Here is a 12,448-nt window from a genome sequence, read left to right as displayed (position 1 = left end):
TCGCATCGCAGACATGACGCCTGCTCAGCGATTCTCAGGCCGTTGCGGCCGCAGGTGACATGTCATGAGCAAAAGTCCGGTACAACTCATGTGCGAGTTTTGCTATTGGACCGTGCTCATAGTGCCGATCATTGACGCGATGCGCGGGCAGGACCTTTCCAAAATTGCCGGTGCTAAAGATCTCGTCGGCATCCAGCACGTCCTGCCACTGCATGCGACATTCGATGACCTCGATACCGGCATCGCGGAGCAAGCCCATTACGCGGGCCCGAGTGATACCTGCGAGAAAGCTGCCATCCGGTTCAGGCGTGTAGACCGTCGAACCTTTCACGATCATGATGTTGCACGTCGCGAATTCGACAACATCACCGTTGGCGTTGCACAACAGAGCGTTGTCGAATCCTTTCTGATGCGCGTAGTGCAGAGCGTGCTGACTCAACGGATAGAGACAGCTGGCCTTGGCCTGCGTAGGTGCCATATCTGGACAGGGGCGACGAAATGGGGCGGAACACGCACTGAAGCTGGCACGCGGGAGCGCGACGCGATGGATTACCACGGCGCACTCGGTGGTGTCGGGGTCGGGTAGGAGAAAGCCTCCTCGAGCATAAAACATCGGTCGGATGTAGAGCTCTGCCTCCGGGTCGAACTTTGCGACACCTTCGCGGCAGATCGCGCTGAGATGCTTTGCGCCCATCGTGGGACGCATCAGCATGTGCTTGGCCGAGCGCAACAGTCTTTCGCAGTGCCTGTCCAGATCCGGCATGACACCTTCATAAGCTCTCGCGCCATCAAAAACGCTGTTGCCCATCCAGAAACTGTTGTTGCTCAAACCCAGTATGGCCCGAGGTTCCGCTGACCACTCCCCGTCGTGCCAATACATTGAGTCTGCGTATACCGAATCCATATTGCCCCCTGTCCTTATTATGTGTTTAACGACGAACCCAATCACGCGTATGTCTTACCGCACGTCGGTGAATGCAGCAGTTCATCATTCAGATCGCCGCACGGAAGAAAAACGTTGTCCGCTTCCGGATCAGACCGTCCTTCAATTCATAGGCATCGGCAAAACGTTCGGCGAGGATCTTTCCGTCTTTTGATCGACCATTGAAGTGGCCCCAGCAAATCGCACGGTCCGTTTCTCGCAATGCGGCATCAAGTGTGTGCTTGCCCTCGCCGATGATGCGAATGCGGCCATAGAAATCGAGCAGGGCATCTAGACCTTCAATCGGCGGATATCCGGGGCGTTCGTACACCACATTTGGATGGAAGAAGCGGGGCAGATCCTTCCACGAACCGGAGTCGATCGTATCGAACATGTTTTCGAACCACGGGTATTGCTGGGGAAGAGCATTCATTGGCAGGTCTCCATATGGCGACGGACACTGAGTGGACGCATGTCTGTCCACACTTCAGCGATATGGGCCAGGCATGCTTCACGCGTGCCCTCGAAACCCTCGTTTTTCCAGCCACGGGGAACGTCTCGGTTACTGCGCCATATCGAGTACTGCTGTTCGTCGTTCACAACGACGAGGTAGTGTTCATTGGTTACAGCCTTCATGGATCACTCCTTCAACCATTGCATTCGCTCTCCGATCGTTTTCGGGCGACAGACCTGCGCATGCGGATGAGCCGTACCTCCGCCACGCGCTTAAGCAGTCGTGTAGTTACCCGACGCAAGCAGAAAGCCGATTCGAGTCCGGGTTGTCCCGCTTTGTTGAGGTCAAGCTGTGATTCTTTCGGCATTCGAGCCGACGAGATTTTCGTCTTTCAAAGTCCGAACGCGTGCGAAAATCTCTTCAATCGATTCCGCCTCGAAAAGGACCACCAGAGGCAGGTCGACGCCATATTCTTCAGCGACCTGTGCACAAAAGCGCATGGCCGACAGCGAGTCGCCGCCGGCTTCAAAGAAATTATCGGTGCGAGCAAGCGAGGGCTGATCCAGAAGCTGGCCGAGCGCACACATGAGGGCATGCTCCAACGGATCATCGAGCGCATCCGCTGAACAGGCTTCCGAGTGCGGGGAATCCCGAAGATCGACGGCCCGTTCGATCAATGTACGGCGGTCGACCTTGCCGTTGATGGTCAATGGAAGCTCGTCGACAAAGATAATCCGCCGGGGGTGCATGTAGTCTGGAAGCTGCTTGCGCAATTGCGAAAGCACCGCTTCCTCATCGAGCGGCTCGCGCCCTTGCTCGAGAACCGCATAGGCATAGAGAGAGGAAGTGCCGGCGTCGTTCCTGAGATGCACGACGCAGACATCCTCAAGCTCGACCAAGCTGTACAGGCATGCCTCGATTTCACCCAACTCCACTCTGAAGCCGCGAATCTTTACCTGTGTATCGATACGACCGATGTAGTCCAGCGAGCCATCCGCAGCCTGTCGAACAAGGTCGCCTGTGCGGTACATGCGTGAACCGTCCTTGGCGAAGGGATCTGGAAGGAACCGCTCCGCCGTCAACGAAGGACCGCGAAGATATCCTCGCGCCAGCCCCGATCCGGCGATGAAGAGCTCGCCTTCTTCGCCCACCGGAACTGGTTCGCCGTTTTCATCGAGTACATACGCAGCCGTGCCATGAATGGGCGAGCCGATAGATATGGCCGTCGCGGAATCAGGTGCATGGATCATGGTCTTGCAGTGAGAGAAAGTCGTGACTTCGGTCGGGCCATAGCCGTTCACCAGCACACGCCCTCCGGCAGACAGAAATTGAGTGGCCGAGTAGGGCGACATCACATCGCCGCCAGCCAGAAGCACGCGCACGCGAGTCAGGCGCTGCAGAGTATTCCGACTCAATGCATTGAATATTCCAGTACTCAACAAGAGGACGCTGATGGCATGTCTGTCCACGAGGTCCACGATGCCCTGAATCGAAATACCATGCGGCGCGACAACGAGACAGGCTCCGCTGAGTAAGGCGCCCCATATCTCAAACGTTGAGCCGTCAAAAGCGATGGACATACCGTGATAGACGACATCGTCGCAAACGAAATTGCAGTACGCGGCGCCAGTCACTAGTTCCATGATGGCGCGATGCGTCACACATACCCCCTTGGCCTCGTTTGTCGAACCTGACGTATGAATGACATAAGCCAATTCAGACGGATGGATATCGAGTCGAGGCAGGCGTGCCGGAGTGGTATCTGACCGGGCGCTGATCGGCACCATCGCACCTACGAACCATGAAGGACAGTCACATTCACGGGCAAACGTCAGGATTTCGATCCCCGCATTACGTGCCTGACTTGCTAGGCGCTCATCCGGTGCGGCGGGATCGAAGGGAACATAAACAGCGCCGAGCTTCAGAATCGCGAGCATCGCGACCACAGCTTCGACGGAACGGTTCATGTAAAGGCCGACTCCTTGCCCACGTGAGACACCTCTTTCTTGAAGTGTTTCCGCAGCCCTATCGGCAAGACCATCGAGTTCCGCATAGGTCCAGCATTGTTCGCCGTCGATCAATGCGCATCGGTCTGGAAAAAGATCGACAATACTGTTGAATGCTTGCGGTATCGATGTGGCCGCAGGGAAGGGGGAAAGGGCGTTGCGGGCTACGCTTGAAAAGTTGCTGGAAGCCACCCTTTCGGAGTTTCTTGAAGCCGTCATCTGTATTCCTTCGTTCATCCATGCACCTTGTTTCGCTTACGCGATAAGGGGTCGATTCATATGACATGCCAGATCGCTGGCTAGCGCATTGGCCAACTCGGTTACTTCGCTATCGAGGAACATGTGACCACCTTCGAATGCTCGACATTCGAAGGTGGCGTCAGTCTCATGTGCCCAGGCCTGATAGGAGTTCCCGACACTGGTATCATTGCAGCCGTAATACGCATACAAGGGTATGCCGTTCAATGGCTTACTTCGCGGAACGTAGGTTTCGTAAAGCGTCAAATCCGCGCGCATCGCGGGCGCCGATAGTGCAATCAATTCCGGCGACGCAAGAACCTGGTCCGGGATACCCCCAAGTTTTCGAAGGGCATCGAACATCGCCTTGTCTTCCATGCGATGCATGAGTTCAGCGTGTTCAAGCATGCTCGGCCCCCTTGAGGCGCAAGCAAAAAAAGCGATCGGATCATGTAGGGAAGCTTCAGGGCGCGCAACGAGCTCACGAGCAATCTCGAGCGCAATCAGTGCACCCAAGCTATAACCCAAAAGGGCGTAAGGGGCTGTGGTGTGCGGTCGGAGTTCGTCCGAAAGTTTCTGGATCAAGCTCGGCCATGCGCTAATGCAGGGCTCGGTGCGGCGGCGGCCGCGGCCGGGCAGCTCGACGGGATGGACTTCAACACGACCCGCAAGTTTCTCTGCGAGTTCGCGAAAGGTCCACACACTGCCACCAGCGAACGGAAAACAAAAAAGTTTCAGCGGTCGTGCCAACTTCGCTCCCCCCGAGCGGGACTCTATCCATCCCCACCTTCTGCCGCTTCAAATACGGCTTGTGATGGTGTTTTCTGGATTCCGAGTCAAATCCTTTCCGGATTTTTTTTTAATTTAAAGTCATGCAACAGAAGCTTTCTGTCATGTCATCCAATTACGCTGCCTCATCTGAATGAGCAATGCAAGTGATCGATACGCAGCGTCGTCCAAGCGATGAAGAAAACGACGACCATGTATCAGAATGCGGGCCGGTTGTACTAAAAAGAGCCCGTCGCAGCAGCGGATTAACTTGCTCTTCTTGACGCATCTATGTCAAGGGCTGTTTTAAAAGGACGTGGTCGTACGTTTCACATGCGAATGCATTCAATTCCACTTAATTTAGACATATCAATTATCTATGGAGATCTTCTCATCGAAAGACTGACGAACGAGCTCCGTGGCTGGGCTACCGAAGGAAAACATACTGCGCGCCACCAGGCACAGAAGCCTGGGATTTAATTGCGCATAATGTATATTATGTAAAATTCTGTAGAGACGTGTAGAAAGTTACATATGCGCCAATGATGTCGCATCCCGCTTTATCGTGTCACTACCCCGTTAAATGATGTCACTCCGCCTTATCGCGTCACTCATCGACAGCAATAGCTCTTTCTCATGATCAATAGAGGGCTACCCGGGGCGATCGTGTCTCTTAAAGCAACAATCGCGACAAACTCTTGCTTGATAGCGGCCAGTTAAACGTGTCACCCAACTAATCGTGTCACCCATCAAAGTTGGGCAATGACATGCCAAGGCGGTATGAGCGGGAGTTCTGCATCACCGTCGCAATGCCCCAAAAACGGCTTGAGAGCGAGTTCGGGAGTTCTTCATCACGCAAATGTACATTCATGTACACAACAGCCTGCGACGGGAGTTCTTCATCACAGGTGTGGTAGCGACTCTTGATACGATCAGGACAAGCATACCGGCTGAGGCGCGCATATGGCAGATCACCGACCACATCTACCCGACCTGAAGCCAGAACAGCTCCATAAACAGCTTGCGGCAATATTGGCCAAGATCACCGCTCCTGGCGCAAGTACCTGCGCGGCAGACGCCGTTATGACAGCAACATCAAGGGAACTGGGAGAAGCAGCTCGTCGGGTAGCTCCTGGGAATCATTTCGCGGGCTTTCTACGCGGCCTCTGATCGCTTCGAGTCGCCTTCACAGGAGCTTTCTTGCTCGCTGCCTTACTTTTCGGTCGTCGCGTTGCTGCAGTCCGGCGCTTCGAGAGAGCTTTCTCCAGTCCTGCGATTTGGCCCGTACAACGTGCTAGCTCATGTTCGGCTGACTGAAGCCGTTCATGCAGTTGATCACGCTGTTCTTGAAGATCCGCAATGGCATCACGATGAGCGCGCTCTGCTAGCTCGAAGCGCCGCTGCCACTGTTTGCTTTCTTGTCGAGCACGATCTGTCTCTTGGTGCGCACGATCCTCTATGTTGCGGAGGTGTATCTCCTGTTGCGCTCTGTCTTCCCGAAGCTCCTTTTGCTGCTCATCGAGTTGCTTCTGCAATTCCTTGATTTGTTGCGCCTGCTGATCACAAAGATCTTGAAGCCGGTCCCTTTGCTGAACCAGGTCAGCTCGTACGGCATGGCTGTCCGATAGTTGCTTCTCGAGGGATGCGCGAGCTTGCTCAGCCGAGGACTGGGCGGTCTTAGCTTTCTCAACATCTGCTTCTGCAGTCTTCAATCGCTCTTGCCATGACTCACGTTCCAGAGCCAGCTCCGCTTGGGTGCTCTCAAGTTGAGTTCGTTCGTTCGCAAAGCGCTCCGCGATCGCTTGTTCTGCATGTTCGGTGGCCAACCGCCAAAGTTCGATCATCGCCTGCCCCACAGGCGCAGGCAATTCAGGCAGGGTGGTCAACTGCTGCAACCGCTCACCCAGCACGCGTCGCCATGTATTGAGCATGCGTGTGATCGTATTCGGCGAGCCGGTGCCGAGTTCGGCACGAACCTTTTCTACGGTCGGATTCTCTCCTTTGCTTAGGATCGAGTCCGCGGCATCGTTGACCTGGTCTTGTGTGATGCCTCGAGGCATGTATCTGGTCTCCTTGATTGGCGCCCTGCCCTAGGTCAATATCTACTCGCGATAAGTGATGATTATCGCTAGTAAACGTCCTATTTCGTAGTATACATTACATATTATGAAGCAGATGAAAGCCCTCCCCGTCTCCGCCACGCCGGCCTCCGGGCTTGAGCTGCCGGAGCACTTGGCGCAACAGGCCGCCGACGCGGTGCGCGAACTACTGGCCGAGGCGGCTGCGGCCAACACCACGCGCAGCTACGCCGCTGCCCTGCGCTACTGGGCCGGCTGGCACCAAGCCCGCTTCGGCATCGAGATGACACTTCCGGTCAGCGAGGCCGTGGTGATCCAGTTCCTGGTCGATCACATTCAACGCAAGAACAAGGCAGGTCTGGTCAGCGAGTTGCCGCCGGCCGTCGACCAGGCTCTCGTCGCTTCGGGCCTCAAGGCCAAGCTCGGAGCGTTCAAGCTCTCGACGGTGACTCAGCGCGTGGCCGTGCTGTCGACGGCACATAAGCTGAAGCGGCTCGACAATCCTTGCGAATTGCCCAGTGTGCGCACGCTGCTGAGCCGAGCGCGACGATCGGCGGTGAAACGTGGCGAACGTCCGGCCAAGAAGACCGCCATCACGCGCTGCGAACTCGAGGCCATGCTTAAGACCTGCGACGACTCCTTGGAAGGTCTGCGCGACCGCGCCCTGCTCTGCTTTGGCTTCGCCAGCGGCGGGCGCCGACGCAGTGAGATCGCAGCCGCGGACATGCGCGACCTGAGGAAGAGCGGAGAGGACGGCTACATCTATCGACTGGAGTATTCGAAGACGCAGCAAGCGGGAGTGAAGGCCGATTCCACTCCGGACAAGCCGATCCTGGGGCGCAGTGCGGAGGCACTCTCCGCCTGGCTGGAGGCGGCCGGAATCCGCGAGGGGGCAATCTTCCGGCGGATATGGAAGAATCGGGTGGGCCCTGCCCTGCTCCCGGGCTCAGTGGCGACCATCGTCAAGCGACGGGCCGTCCTGGCCGGGCTGGAGGGGGATTTTGGGGCGCACAGCCTGCGCTCCGGCTTCGTCACCGAGGCGGGCAAGCAAGGCGTGCCGTTGCCGGCGGTGATGGCGATGACTGAACACCGCTCCGTGGCGAGCGTGATCGGGTACTTCCAATCTGGGCAAGCTGAAGACAACCCGGCCGCGCGCTTGCTGAAGGACTAGTCTTGGCAGTTTGCACTGTGGCCATGTCGCACGGTTCCAACACGTAGGGTGTAATACATGACTTCGCCAAAATCGATTGCTTCCGACGCGATGATGACCTCTCATTCCTGCTATCCCGCTAGCCACAATGCTCCTCAGCAGAAGGGGCAACATGAGGAAATCACTGAGCAGTTTCTTCGCGACTTCGCGAAGACTGAAGTTCACCGCCTCGTGCGGAGTCGCAATCCTGCGATGTTGGTGGAAGAAATGGGGGTTTGCCTAGGTAAGGCACGGGTCGATCTGGCCGTCATCGCCGATCGGCTGATCGGGATCGAAATCAAAGGCCCCAAGGACGATGTGTCCCGCTTGCCCCATCAGGCCCTCGCCTATTCTAAATGCTTTGACCGTGTAATCCTGCTGGTGGACGAGTCATTGGTAGACAAAGCACGCCCTCTGATCCCAACCTGGTGGGGCCTCGTAGTGGCGATGCATGGTGACGGGGGATTCGAATATCGCTTCGAACGACGACCTCGCCCAAACCCTGACCTTGATATCGAGGCGCTCTTGTCACTGCTATGGCGTGAAGAAATCGACGCACTGACACAGGAGCTATTGGGAACGACCACCAAACCGCGTGCCACAAAACGCGCCATTCGGACGGAACTGTGCAAGCAAATCGACGTCGAGGCACTGCGACACGCTAGCTTGAACAAGCTTCGTGATCGCAGCGACTGGCGCACTGTGCCCATTCACACCGAACGCGCGGTCGCATGAGCGCGCGCGGTGAGTGACAAGTGGTGGCTAACGCACGCCGTGATCCAAGTTGAGGGACTGCCGGGTTTACTCGTGCTAGCTACACGGTCGGCGATGTATTGGTCCCCGGGACTGAAATCGGGGCCCGAGAATTCGTCCAGCGCGACGATTTCGGAAGCGATGGTGTGGTATTGATCGTAGCCTAATGGGTGACTGGCGAAGGCACCTCCACGCACTACCAGCCACGCATTGTCTAGCGCATACAGCGCCTTGGGCGCCATCACGCGACTAACCAAGCGCCAATCCAGCTCGACGACGGACGGCGGCAACATGGTGTAGTCGGCAAACCAGAACGTCAGCCCTGCCGCCTGCGCCCGGATTTGTAAGTAGACATCCTGCTCGATACGCGGCAGATAGCCTTGACTGTTGGGGGTGACCGCCGTCGACAGCTGTTCCGGCACACCGTAGCCGCCGACGATAACGGCGGCCCAGACATCGGCGCGAAGCAACGTTAATAAGCGGATGACGGGCGCGGCGGCCGCGTGAACGTCGAGGCCATGCAAGCCCTGCAGATCCAGAAGCAACAATGTTCGGTTCGTGACCAGCCCAAACTCGGCCAGAAGTTCCTTGATAGTGCGTAAAGACATGGTCGCCGTGCTTACGTCTGTTGCGTCCAATCGTACGCAGAGCCAGGGAGCGTCTGGTGACAAGATGGCTTTGGCGGCGTCGTGATGCGCTTGATCGCGATGCAGCCCCGTCACGGGCACCGCTATGGCGCCGCCTCTCGTCGTGGCCGCAGCAATAGCCATCAGGGGATGCACTCCGCCGTTTAAGCGGAAATCGGGGTTCAGCTCACTGGAATCGACGAAGGCCCACTGTAGGCCATTGGCGGCTTTCTCGGTTCGGATCATGTTGGTGGCTACATATTTTTCCGCAGCGGCTTGATCGGCACTCTTCGTCGGTGCTGCGACATCAAAGAGCGGCACCATTTGCTCGCGCACATCGGGTGCTAGTCCGCGAAAAGCCAGCATCTCACTAAGTCGATTTCGTAGGATCGGCGTGTACATGTAGGCTCAAACTCCAAAGATGACTTCGCGAACCAGCGCGCGACCAATGAGGTCGTTGAAGATTCGAAAATCCCGCCGTTCGTAGCGGATGCGCCCCGCCACAATCGCCGGATGTATGCCCAATTGCCGGGCGAGCGCCACCACGCTTGCCTCGCTACCTAGCCGATAGGCTTCACTACGCAACCAGATGTTTCGCGGTATCAAAGAATCTTTGGCAAATGCGTTGGCTTCCGCTTCTGCCTCGACCGCGTCGCTCTCATTATCTTCTTCAGCATCGACGAAGATGTCGTCGCTGGGGTCGCCGAGATGGAGCGCGATGTGCCCGAGTTCGTGAAACAGGGTGAACCAGAAATTGTCCAGTCGATCATGCCGAACTGTCAGCGCCACGACGGGAGGCGCACCCGCGACGTGAAACGACGCCCCATCGACCGACATACCTGGAAGACCGCTTTCCAGGATCACGCAAATCCCCAGCTCCCGCACGGCATCGAGTGCGCGCGCCGGCCCATCGACGCGGGAACTTAGCTGGACGAGCGAGGCAAGGAAGCGACGATCAATGCTCGACGGATGAAACGCTTTTGTCATCGGGCAATCGCGTGCCTTCTGGGTGAGATGCCCTACCCATACGCGTGTCGCAAAGTCATCCAGCAGCGTTTGCTCCGCACTGGGACGTCTCCCCTTGAACATCGCGTAGGCTGGCGCCGCCTCGTGCTGGCCCATCAGGAAGCTCATCAGGGCGTGACTGCGTTCGGCCACGTGATTCTTCAGTGGTGTGGCGGCCGGATGGATCCATTTTCGGCGTGACATTTCGCGCACGGTTTCTGTGCGCGACAGCTCGTCCAGCATGACCTGGAGTTCATCTCGGGTGGGGGGCGTAACAGGCGCCGCACCGACTACCGGGATGTCCGGTTCCTCGGACATCGTGACTTTCGAGACCCATTGTTGACTTAAGGTAAATGCCGTCATGGTGCCCTCCTCAAGCAAGGAACGCGTGAGCTATGGCTGCGTCCATTTCAAAATAATGTAGGTTCATGTATGTCGGATCGGCGCCCAGATCTTGCATGCCGGCCCGCTGATAGAACCCTTCGGCCGATGGCAGCGCGTGGAGGCCGCATCGTCCATCCATGCCTTGCAAGCGACTAACTTCGACCGCGGCACCCAGAAGCATCGTGCCCAAGCCATGAAAGCGCGCGGGTCGCTGAATGACATTGCGATTCCAAGGGGCCGTTGCCAGGAAATCGACGTAGACCAGCGGTTCGCTTGGTGTACGCAGTCGCGTCTGATGCCCATCAGCGAGCATCATGGCCGCCTCCACTTGGTCACAATTCACAAGCCCATACGCTTGGCGCTGCGTGCCCGGGGCGATGGTGCACTTGCGCCGCCAATCCCAATGGAAGTCAGGGACACCCAGGCGGCACAGCATTGCGGCGAAGGCCTCCGCGGTTTGCTCCTCTACCGTAAGCTGCGTGAAGAACTCAAGCATGGCCTTGTTGCGCTGCCGCTTCATCAAGGGAGCCCAGACTTGCTCGATATGATCGAGGTGGACGGCGTCGAGCCCCTCGATGATGTCGATCTTCACGGATCGCCCCAGTTCGGGACTCGGAACATCGTACGACGCCAGAATCGTTGCCACCCGCCAACCTCCGCGTTGTTCTACACCGTCAGTCCGCCTGGCGACTGCCCTGAGCCGCGCTCGATCCGAGAATAATCCGCTTCGCCGTAAGCGCCTTGGTGACATGGATGAGTACGAATACCTGATGCCCGGTACTGAACGACTCGGCGATGCAATCGTGCAGTTGGCCGTTGACGTCGGTCAGCCCCAGTTGACGTTTGCCGGACGCACGTCGACCGTGTAAGGGTACAAACCGGCCGATATCATCGTCTGGCGTATAGACCTCTGGCCATATCTGCCCGGCAAACAACTGCAGGAAACTTTCCGAGCCCACTACGCGCCGCAATGTGGCGCGGAACCCAACGATGGGATCAAGCTCAGGCATGTTGAGCACGACAACGGCGCAAGTGCGGTGATTCTTCGAGACGTACTGCCGAATCGCCGCATAGTTCGATGCATTAAACTTCTTGGCCAGCCGTACTGGGGTCCAGATGTCAAACGACATCGCTTCGGCTTCATCGCGGAAGGTGTCGAGCTGAAAAAGCACCTCGGACGCGAAGGTGTTGGCCTCACGATCAAACAAGTCAGCGGTATCTGGATCAAGCGCGCTCTCGCCGTCCTGAACCAATGAGTACATCGGGCGCTGCCACGGCAGGAAACCGTGTGCGGACTCGTGCAATCGCACGAAACGCTGCTTCACCTTCATCAAGGTGCGATCGATGAAGATCAGTCCTTCAGAGGCGTGAAACAGCCCCATCACCTTGGAGAGCGCGTGCCGGATCGCCTGCCCTGCTTTTTCGGCCTTGGCGACGATCTTAGCCACAAAGGAGGGATTGAGAACGTCTTCCTCGATCTCCCTGATCTGGGCCACCCGCATGATCTCGTCAATCGGCGTGGGTAGCACGCCCAAGGCTCCGGCTTGCTGCAGTGCTCGCTCCGCTTCCTTGCGAACCTTGGCCAGTTCACTAGGCGTGAGTGTCGAGTCGTCCGGCCTTGGCATGGCTATTTCTTCTTCGAGCGAAGAAAGGCCAAGTATTCGAGCAACTGCATTTCTTCGTCTGAGGTCAGGTTGTCGATCGCGAACGTCGCGGCGCGGCCATGTTTAGCGCCTTCCGCGCGTGGTGCAGCACCGGGCAGGATGTAGCCGGCACGCTGCATCAGCGTCTCGTAATCGACGTTGAGGACAGTGGACAGCGTGTGCAGCACATGTGGCGACGGCTTACTGATCTTGCCGCTTTCAAGCTGACTGAGATAGCCGTTGGACACTTCCTTGTTCGTCGCTTCCTCCACGTCCCGCAGCGTCATCGATACGTCCTGGCGCGCCTTGCGCAGATAGGCCCCAAGCGGATTAGCGGCCGTCGTATTCGACGCCGCGCGTGCATCTCTCTTCTCTGTCATGCG

Annotated in this window: 13 protein-coding genes; 2 read left to right on the top strand and 11 right to left on the bottom strand. The window is 57.4% G+C overall.

The features are described 5' to 3' along the window. Window positions 1-34 precede the first annotated feature (34 nt). From HF690_RS00255 to HF690_RS00230, 6 genes are all read right to left on the bottom strand, one after another. Entirely contained in the window at window positions 35-880 is an 846-nt protein-coding gene (locus HF690_RS00255; protein WP_168608499.1) for a branched-chain amino acid aminotransferase, read from the bottom strand. Between the two features lie 112 nt (window positions 881-992). Beyond that, window positions 993-1,355 carry a nuclear transport factor 2 family protein gene (locus HF690_RS00250; RefSeq protein ID WP_168608060.1) on the bottom strand — a complete coding sequence of 121 codons (363 nt, stop codon included), beginning with the start codon at window positions 1,353-1,355 and terminating at the stop codon, window positions 993-995. Then, window positions 1,352-1,558: an MbtH family protein gene (locus HF690_RS00245; RefSeq protein WP_168608059.1), complete on the bottom strand. Its 207-nt coding sequence runs from the start codon at window positions 1,556-1,558 to the stop codon at window positions 1,352-1,354. The genes HF690_RS00250 and HF690_RS00245 overlap by 4 nt, the downstream gene beginning before the upstream one ends. 162 nt (window positions 1,559-1,720) lie before the next feature. Continuing rightward, window positions 1,721-3,619 carry a non-ribosomal peptide synthetase gene (locus HF690_RS00240; protein WP_168608058.1) on the bottom strand — a complete coding sequence of 633 codons (1,899 nt, stop codon included), beginning with the start codon at window positions 3,617-3,619 and terminating at the stop codon, window positions 1,721-1,723. Between the two features lie 18 nt (window positions 3,620-3,637). After that, window positions 3,638-4,369 carry a thioesterase II family protein gene (locus HF690_RS00235; RefSeq protein ID WP_168608057.1) on the bottom strand — a complete coding sequence of 244 codons (732 nt, stop codon included), beginning with the start codon at window positions 4,367-4,369 and terminating at the stop codon, window positions 3,638-3,640. Window positions 4,370-5,526: 1,157 nt separating this feature from the next. Further along, a complete protein-coding gene (locus HF690_RS00230; protein WP_168608056.1) occupies window positions 5,527-6,447 on the bottom strand; it encodes a DNA-binding protein in 921 nt (306 codons plus the stop codon). 106 nt (window positions 6,448-6,553) lie between these two features. Here HF690_RS00230 and HF690_RS00225 point away from each other — a divergent pair, with 106 nt between their 5' ends. Both HF690_RS00225 and HF690_RS00220 read left to right on the top strand, forming a co-directional pair. After that, on the top strand, window positions 6,554-7,636 hold the full coding sequence (locus HF690_RS00225) for a site-specific integrase (RefSeq protein ID WP_168608055.1): 1,083 nt from the start codon (window positions 6,554-6,556) through the stop codon (window positions 7,634-7,636). A 57-nt stretch (window positions 7,637-7,693) separates the two neighbouring features. Further along, entirely contained in the window at window positions 7,694-8,389 is a 696-nt protein-coding gene (locus HF690_RS00220) for a sce7726 family protein (protein ID WP_168608054.1), read from the top strand. On the opposite strand, the gene HF690_RS00215 is transcribed toward HF690_RS00220, so the two are convergent. The 5 genes from HF690_RS00215 to HF690_RS00195 all read right to left on the bottom strand — a co-directional run bounded on the left by HF690_RS00215 (window position 8,365) and on the right by HF690_RS00195 (window position 12,445). Then, window positions 8,365-9,435 (bottom strand): beta family protein, encoded by a 1,071-nt coding sequence (locus HF690_RS00215; protein WP_168608053.1) that lies wholly within the window; start codon window positions 9,433-9,435, stop codon window positions 8,365-8,367. The genes HF690_RS00220 and HF690_RS00215 overlap by 25 nt on opposite strands. Window positions 9,436-9,441: 6 nt before the next feature. Beyond that, window positions 9,442-10,401 carry an ImmA/IrrE family metallo-endopeptidase gene (locus HF690_RS00210; RefSeq protein ID WP_168608052.1) on the bottom strand — a complete coding sequence of 320 codons (960 nt, stop codon included), beginning with the start codon at window positions 10,399-10,401 and terminating at the stop codon, window positions 9,442-9,444. Window positions 10,402-10,411: 10 nt separating this feature from the next. Next, window positions 10,412-11,014, bottom strand: a complete 603-nt coding sequence (locus HF690_RS00205; RefSeq protein ID WP_168608051.1) for an N-acetyltransferase — start codon at window positions 11,012-11,014, stop codon at window positions 10,412-10,414. An 82-nt stretch (window positions 11,015-11,096) separates the two neighbouring features. Continuing rightward, window positions 11,097-12,047, bottom strand: coding sequence for an ImmA/IrrE family metallo-endopeptidase (locus tag HF690_RS00200; protein WP_168608050.1), 951 nt, complete (start codon window positions 12,045-12,047; stop codon window positions 11,097-11,099). A gap of 2 nt (window positions 12,048-12,049) precedes the next feature. Continuing rightward, entirely contained in the window at window positions 12,050-12,445 is a 396-nt protein-coding gene (locus tag HF690_RS00195; RefSeq protein WP_168608049.1) for a helix-turn-helix domain-containing protein, read from the bottom strand. Window positions 12,446-12,448: the final 3 nt, after the last annotated feature.

It is taken from the genome of Oleiagrimonas citrea (assembly GCF_012395255.1).
GTDB lineage: Bacteria > Pseudomonadota > Gammaproteobacteria > Xanthomonadales > Rhodanobacteraceae > Oleiagrimonas > Oleiagrimonas citrea.
This window is presented reverse-complemented; position numbering and strand designations above follow the sequence as displayed.

Excerpts from the sequence above, each read along its gene's own strand:
- HF690_RS00255 (WP_168608499.1), bottom strand. The coding sequence starts at position 880 with ATGTATTGGCACGACGGGGAGTGGTCAGCGGAACCTCGGGCCATACTG.
- HF690_RS00220 (WP_168608054.1), top strand. The coding sequence starts at position 7,694 with ATGACTTCGCCAAAATCGATTGCTTCCGACGCGATGATGACCTCTCAT.
- HF690_RS00250 (WP_168608060.1), bottom strand. The coding sequence starts at position 1,355 with ATGAATGCTCTTCCCCAGCAATACCCGTGGTTCGAAAACATGTTCGAT.
- HF690_RS00225 (WP_168608055.1), top strand. The coding sequence starts at position 6,554 with ATGAAGCAGATGAAAGCCCTCCCCGTCTCCGCCACGCCGGCCTCCGGG.
- HF690_RS00195 (WP_168608049.1), bottom strand. The coding sequence starts at position 12,445 with ATGACAGAGAAGAGAGATGCACGCGCGGCGTCGAATACGACGGCCGCT.
- HF690_RS00215 (WP_168608053.1), bottom strand. The coding sequence starts at position 9,435 with ATGTACACGCCGATCCTACGAAATCGACTTAGTGAGATGCTGGCTTTT.
- HF690_RS00230 (WP_168608056.1), bottom strand. The coding sequence starts at position 6,447 with ATGCCTCGAGGCATCACACAAGACCAGGTCAACGATGCCGCGGACTCG.
- HF690_RS00245 (WP_168608059.1), bottom strand. The coding sequence starts at position 1,558 with ATGAAGGCTGTAACCAATGAACACTACCTCGTCGTTGTGAACGACGAA.
- HF690_RS00240 (WP_168608058.1), bottom strand. The coding sequence starts at position 3,619 with ATGAACGAAGGAATACAGATGACGGCTTCAAGAAACTCCGAAAGGGTG.
- HF690_RS00210 (WP_168608052.1), bottom strand. The coding sequence starts at position 10,401 with ATGACGGCATTTACCTTAAGTCAACAATGGGTCTCGAAAGTCACGATG.
- HF690_RS00200 (WP_168608050.1), bottom strand. The coding sequence starts at position 12,047 with ATGCCAAGGCCGGACGACTCGACACTCACGCCTAGTGAACTGGCCAAG.